General features: G+C 60.0%; 6 protein-coding genes and 2 pseudogenes. 7 read left to right on the top strand and 1 reads right to left on the bottom strand.

Annotation, left to right across the window (positions count from 1 at the left end; all coding sequences use genetic code 11):
* The 7 genes and pseudogenes from KVQ74_RS29185 to KVQ74_RS29155 all read left to right on the top strand — a co-directional run.
* Positions 1-264: pseudogene (locus tag KVQ74_RS29185) on the top strand (cytochrome C oxidase Cbb3); the annotation flags it as partial.
* On the top strand, positions 264-872 hold the full coding sequence (gene ccoO / locus KVQ74_RS29180; protein ID WP_007905434.1) for a cytochrome-c oxidase, cbb3-type subunit II: 609 nt from the start codon (positions 264-266) through the stop codon (positions 870-872). The pseudogene KVQ74_RS29185 and the gene ccoO, both read left to right, overlap by 1 nt.
* 6 nt (positions 873-878) lie before the next feature.
* On the top strand, positions 879-1064 hold the full coding sequence (locus KVQ74_RS29175) for a CcoQ/FixQ family Cbb3-type cytochrome c oxidase assembly chaperone (protein WP_003175465.1): 186 nt from the start codon (positions 879-881) through the stop codon (positions 1062-1064).
* Positions 1061-2044: a cytochrome-c oxidase, cbb3-type subunit III gene (gene ccoP, locus KVQ74_RS29170; RefSeq protein WP_217834825.1), complete on the top strand. Its 984-nt coding sequence runs from the start codon at positions 1061-1063 to the stop codon at positions 2042-2044. Before KVQ74_RS29175 ends, ccoP begins: the two co-directional genes overlap by 4 nt.
* A 216-nt stretch (positions 2045-2260) precedes the next feature.
* Positions 2261-2458: a hypothetical protein gene (locus KVQ74_RS29165; protein WP_217834824.1), complete on the top strand. Its 198-nt coding sequence runs from the start codon at positions 2261-2263 to the stop codon at positions 2456-2458.
* A 267-nt stretch (positions 2459-2725) separates the two neighbouring features.
* Positions 2726-4141, top strand: coding sequence for a cytochrome c oxidase accessory protein CcoG (gene ccoG / locus KVQ74_RS29160; RefSeq protein WP_217834823.1), 1416 nt, complete (start codon positions 2726-2728; stop codon positions 4139-4141).
* An 11-nt stretch (positions 4142-4152) separates the two neighbouring features.
* The gene (locus KVQ74_RS29155) at positions 4153-4692 is read left to right on the top strand and encodes a FixH family protein (RefSeq protein ID WP_217834822.1); all 540 of its coding nucleotides are present in this window, start codon (positions 4153-4155) and stop codon (positions 4690-4692) included.
* Positions 4693-4940: 248 nt separating this feature from the next.
* On the opposite strand, the pseudogene KVQ74_RS29735 reads toward KVQ74_RS29155, so the two are convergent.
* Positions 4941-5024 (bottom strand): annotated as a pseudogene (locus KVQ74_RS29735) (heavy metal translocating P-type ATPase metal-binding domain-containing protein); the annotation flags it as partial.

Below are 5024 nucleotides of genomic sequence, written 5' to 3'. Positions count from 1 at the left end.
GTGCTCTACATCGCCTCGATGTGGGTCAACGGCATCACCCAGGGCCTGATGTGGCGTGCAATCAACGATGACGGCACCCTCACCTACTCGTTCGTCGAAGCGCTGCAAGCCAGCCATCCGGGCTTCATCGTCCGCGCCCTCGGCGGAGCGTTCTTCGCCAGCGGCATGCTGCTGATGGCTTACAACGTATGGCGCACCGTTCGCGCCTCGAACCCGGCTGAAGCCGAAGCCGCCGCCACGATTGCCGTAGTTGGAGCTCACTGATGAAGCATGAAGCAGTCGAGAAGAACATTGGCCTGCTGGCCTTCTTCATGGTCATCGCCGTCAGCGTCGGTGGCCTGACCCAAATCGTTCCGCTGTTTTTCCAGGACGTCACCAACAAGCCGGTCGAAGGCATGAAGCCGCGTACCGCCCTTGAACTGGAAGGCCGCGACGTTTACATCGCCAACGGCTGTGTCGGCTGCCACTCGCAGATGATCCGTCCGTTCCGTGCCGAAACCGAACGCTACGGCCACTACTCGGTCGCCGGTGAAAGCGTCTGGGACCACCCGTTCCTGTGGGGCTCCAAGCGTACCGGCCCGGACCTGGCCCGTGTCGGCGGTCGCTACTCCGATGACTGGCAGCGTGCGCACTTGTACAACCCGCGCAACGTGGTGCCGGAATCGAAGATGCCGGCGTATCCGTTCCTCGTGGAAAACAAGCTCGACGGCAAAGACACTGCCAAGAAAATGGAAGTCCTGCGCACGCTCGGCGTCCCTTACACCGACGAAGACATCGCCGGTGCCAAGGATGCCGTGAAGGGCAAGACCGAAATGGACGCGCTGGTGGCCTATCTGCAAGGCCTGGGCACCATCATCAAAAGCAAACGGTGATTCTTAATGGATATCGGGATGATTCGTGGCCTGGGCACCGTTGTCGTGATGGTGGCCTTCATCGGTCTGGCGTTATGGGTATTCAGCCCCAAGCGCAAGTCGGAGTTTGAAGACGCAACCTTGCTGCCCTTTGCGGATGATCCCGAAGCCATCAAGCACGTCGAGCAAGCTTCTAGGAGTAACAAAGAATGACTACATTCTGGAGTCTGTACGTCACAGTCCTCAGTCTCGGTACGATCTTTTCCCTGACCTGGCTGTTGCTGTCGACCCGCAAGGGGCAGCGCGCCGAGCAGACCGACGAGACGGTCGGCCACTCGTTCGACGGGATCGAAGAGTACGACAACCCCCTGCCGAAATGGTGGTTCATGCTGTTCGTGGGCACCATCGTCTTCGCCCTCGGCTATCTGGTCCTGTACCCGGGCCTGGGCAACTGGAAAGGCCTGCTGCCGGGGTACAACTACCTCGATAACGACAAGCAGACCGCGTTCGCCAACGGCCAGACCGGCTGGACCGGCGTTCACGAGTGGGAAAAGGAAATGGCCCGTTCGGACGCCAAGTTCGGTCCGATCTTCGCCAAGTTCGCCGCCATGCCGATCGAGGAAGTCGCCAAGGACCCGCAAGCCCTGAAGATGGGTGGCCGCCTGTTCGCCTCCAACTGCTCGGTCTGCCACGGCTCCGACGCCAAAGGCGCCTATGGCTTCCCGAACCTGACCGACGCCGACTGGCGCTGGGGCGGCGAGCCGGAAACCATCAAGACCACCATCATGGGCGGTCGTCACGCCGTGATGCCGGCCTGGGCCGACGTGATTGGCGAGCAAGGCGTGGCCGACGTGGCCGCGTTCGTGGTCACCAACCTCGATGGCCGCAAGCTGCCGGAAGGCACCAAGGCAGATCCGGCCAACGGCCAGAAACTGTTCGCCGCCAACTGCGTGGCCTGCCACGGCCCTGGAGGCAAAGGCACCCCGGCCATGGGCGCGCCCAACCTGACCCACCCGGCCGCGTTCATCTACGGTTCGAGCTTCGCCCAACTGCAGCAGACCATCCGTTACGGCCGCCAGGGTCAGATGCCTGCCCAGGAACAACTGCAAGGCAACGACAAGGTGCACCTGCTGGCAGCGTACGTGTACAGCCTGTCCCACGGTGACAAAACGCCGGAAGCGAACGCCGAATAAGGCCAATGCTGAAGTAACGAAAAAGGCCCCGTCACTCGACGGGGCCTTTTTCGTTTGAGTCGGATAAACATTCTGGATGAGAAGGTTCACAGCTAATCACATCCTGAAACCTTTGGTTGATCGACGCCCAAATCTCCAACCATTAGCCTCAGACCCAACTCATGACAAGCAGCCATGAGCAATCTTTAAAAATGCCAACAACACGGATGTGAAGCCATGTCAGAACTACCCGGTGATGATTTCCCGAACGAAGAAATTGAAGATCGGAGCGCTGAAGAATACGAGGAAGATCAATCAATCGACGATAGCACTGTATTGTCACGCCACCCCCGCTCTGCCGACTGCCCGAAAAAACCGAAAAAGAAGCACTACACCGGCGGTCTGGACTCTCTGGGAGGTGGGCGCCTTCCCTGACATGCGGGCCATGCCGCGTCGATGCGCGGCATTCTCCAGTCCGGCGATCCTTACGCAGGAAGAAAGGATGAATCGTCTATAGTCAATTGATCTGGATCATGACTTGTTTCATCTGCTACACCATTCACGCTTTTCACCCAACGCGACCAAAGGTCGCACCCTTGAGCTAGAGCGACAGGCGTATCATTGCGCCACTGCAACACCCCTTCATGACCCCGGTCGGCACGTATCGATCGAGGCATTTTTCCACTGCCGTGGGATGCAATGATGAGTAATCAGATTCCGGTTCACGACGTCACACCACCCAGCAAAAACGCGAACAACAGCGTCGATCTTTACGCCTCTCGAGAAAAAATCTACACCCGTGCTTTTACCGGCCTGTTCCGCAATCTGCGGATGATGGGCGGCGCAGCGCTGTTCCTGTTGTATTTCGGTACGGTGTGGCTGAACTGGGGCGGCCATCAGGCGGTGTGGTGGAATTTGCCCGAGCGCAAGTTCTTCATTTTCGGTGCCACGTTCTGGCCGCAGGACTTCATTCTGCTCTCGGGCCTGCTGATCATCGCGGCGTTCGGCCTGTTCTTCATCACCGTGTACGCCGGCCGGGTCTGGTGCGGCTATACCTGTCCGCAAAGCGTGTGGACGTGGATTTTCATGTGGTGCGAAAAGGTCACCGAGGGCGATCGCAACCAGCGCATCAAGCTCGACAAGGCGCCGATGAGCGCCAACAAATTCCTGCGCAAATTCGCCAAGCATGCACTGTGGCTGCTGATCGGTTTTGTCACCGGCATGACCTTCGTCGGCTACTTCTCGCCGATCCGCGAACTGGTCATCGAGTTCTTCACCGGACAAGCCGATGGCTGGTCGTATTTCTGGGTCGGTTTCTTCACCCTCGCCACGTACGGCAACGCCGGCTGGCTGCGCGAGCAAGTGTGCATCTACATGTGTCCGTATGCGCGCTTCCAGAGCGTGATGTTCGACAAGGACACCCTGATCGTTTCCTACGATCCACGGCGCGGCGAAGGTCGTGGCCCGCGCAAGAAAGGCGCCGACTACAAGGCTCAGGGCCTGGGCGACTGCATCGACTGCACCATGTGCGTCCAGGTCTGTCCGACCGGCATCGACATCCGCGACGGCCTGCAGATCGAGTGCATCGGCTGCGCCGCCTGCATCGACGCCTGCGACAGCATCATGGACAAGATGGATTACCCGCGGGGGCTCATCAGCTACACCACCGAGCACAACCTGTCGGGGCAGAAAACCCATAAACTGCGTCCGCGCCTGATCGGCTACGCCGTGGTGCTGCTGGCGATGATCAGCCTGTTGGTCAGCGCGTTCTTCATGCGTTCGCTGGTGGGTTTCGACGTCAGCAAGGACCGCGTGCTGTACCGCGAGAATGCCGAAGGCCGGATCGAAAACGTCTACAGCCTGAAAATCATGAACAAGGATCAGCGCGACCATACCTACGTGCTGGAAGCCGCCGGCTTGCCGGATCTGCGCCTGCAAGGCCGGCGCGAGATCAAGGTGCCCGCCGGGGAAATCTTCAGCATGCCGGTCGAGTTGTCGAGCGCGCCGGAACAACTGCCATCGAGCACCAACGAGGTGAAATTCATCCTCAAGGACGCCGATGACAACAGCGTCCACGTAGAAGCCAAGAGCCGATTCATCGGCCCACAAAATCGTTGAGAGAACTGAACATGCCCGCAGCAAACGCCGCAAGTCCCTGGTACAAGCACCTTTGGCCATGGATCATCATCGGGATTCTGGCCTGTTCGGTGACCCTGACCCTGTCCATGGTGACCATTGCGGTGAACCACCCGGACAATCTGGTCAACGACAACTACTACGAGGCCGGCAAAGGCATCAACCGCTCGCTGGACCGCGAGCTGCTGGCCCAGACCCTGAAGATGCGCGCCGCCGTGCACCTGGATGACGTGACCGGCGAAGTCGACCTGCGCCTGAGCGGTGACAGCCAGCCGAAAACCCTGGAGCTGAACCTGATCTCGCCGACCCAGCCGGAGAAGGACCGCAAGATCGTCCTGGCCCGCAGCGAGACCGAACAGGGTCGTTACATCGGCCAGTTGAGCGACAAGATCGAAGGCCGGCGCTTCGTCGAGCTGCTTGGCACTCAGGACGATCACGTATGGCGCATGTTCGAGGAAGAACTGGTCAGCCATGACAAGGATCTGCTGCTGGGTGATGAGCCGTTGCAGGGTGCCGAGGATTTGAAGAAGTAAGCAACCTGCAAGTGCCCACTCACCCCAGGTTCCCGGGTGGTTGCACGCGCTATGCATGTCAGTGACGATGTCGGTGACTGAACCTATTTTTCCGGCTCACATCAATCGGCTCCCTCTCCCACCGGGAGAGGGCTGGGGTGAGGGCAAGCGGACCACTCGATTCCAAGGGTTTATCCCCTCGACAATGCCATGACCACCCCACTCCCCTGCTACCACTGCGCCCTGCCCGTCCCGCCCGGCAGTCGCTTCACCGCCTGGCAGCCGGGGCAGCAGAACTCGCGGGACGCCCCGAGCACGACGGCGGTGAAGCGACTGCCGGGCGGGACGGGCAG

This window comes from Pseudomonas botevensis (assembly GCF_019145475.1).
GTDB classification, from domain to species: domain Bacteria; phylum Pseudomonadota; class Gammaproteobacteria; order Pseudomonadales; family Pseudomonadaceae; genus Aquipseudomonas; species Aquipseudomonas botevensis.
This window is presented reverse-complemented; position numbering and strand designations above follow the sequence as displayed.

Bases quoted from the DNA above. Each gene is read 5' to 3' on its own strand.
- ccoO (WP_007905434.1), top strand. From the start codon at position 264: ATGAAGCATGAAGCAGTCGAGAAGAACATTGGCCTGCTGGCCTTCTTC.
- KVQ74_RS29175 (WP_003175465.1), top strand. From the start codon at position 879: ATGGATATCGGGATGATTCGTGGCCTGGGCACCGTTGTCGTGATGGTG.
- ccoP (WP_217834825.1), top strand. From the start codon at position 1,061: ATGACTACATTCTGGAGTCTGTACGTCACAGTCCTCAGTCTCGGTACG.
- KVQ74_RS29165 (WP_217834824.1), top strand. From the start codon at position 2,261: ATGTCAGAACTACCCGGTGATGATTTCCCGAACGAAGAAATTGAAGAT.
- ccoG (WP_217834823.1), top strand. From the start codon at position 2,726: ATGAGTAATCAGATTCCGGTTCACGACGTCACACCACCCAGCAAAAAC.
- KVQ74_RS29155 (WP_217834822.1), top strand. From the start codon at position 4,153: ATGCCCGCAGCAAACGCCGCAAGTCCCTGGTACAAGCACCTTTGGCCA.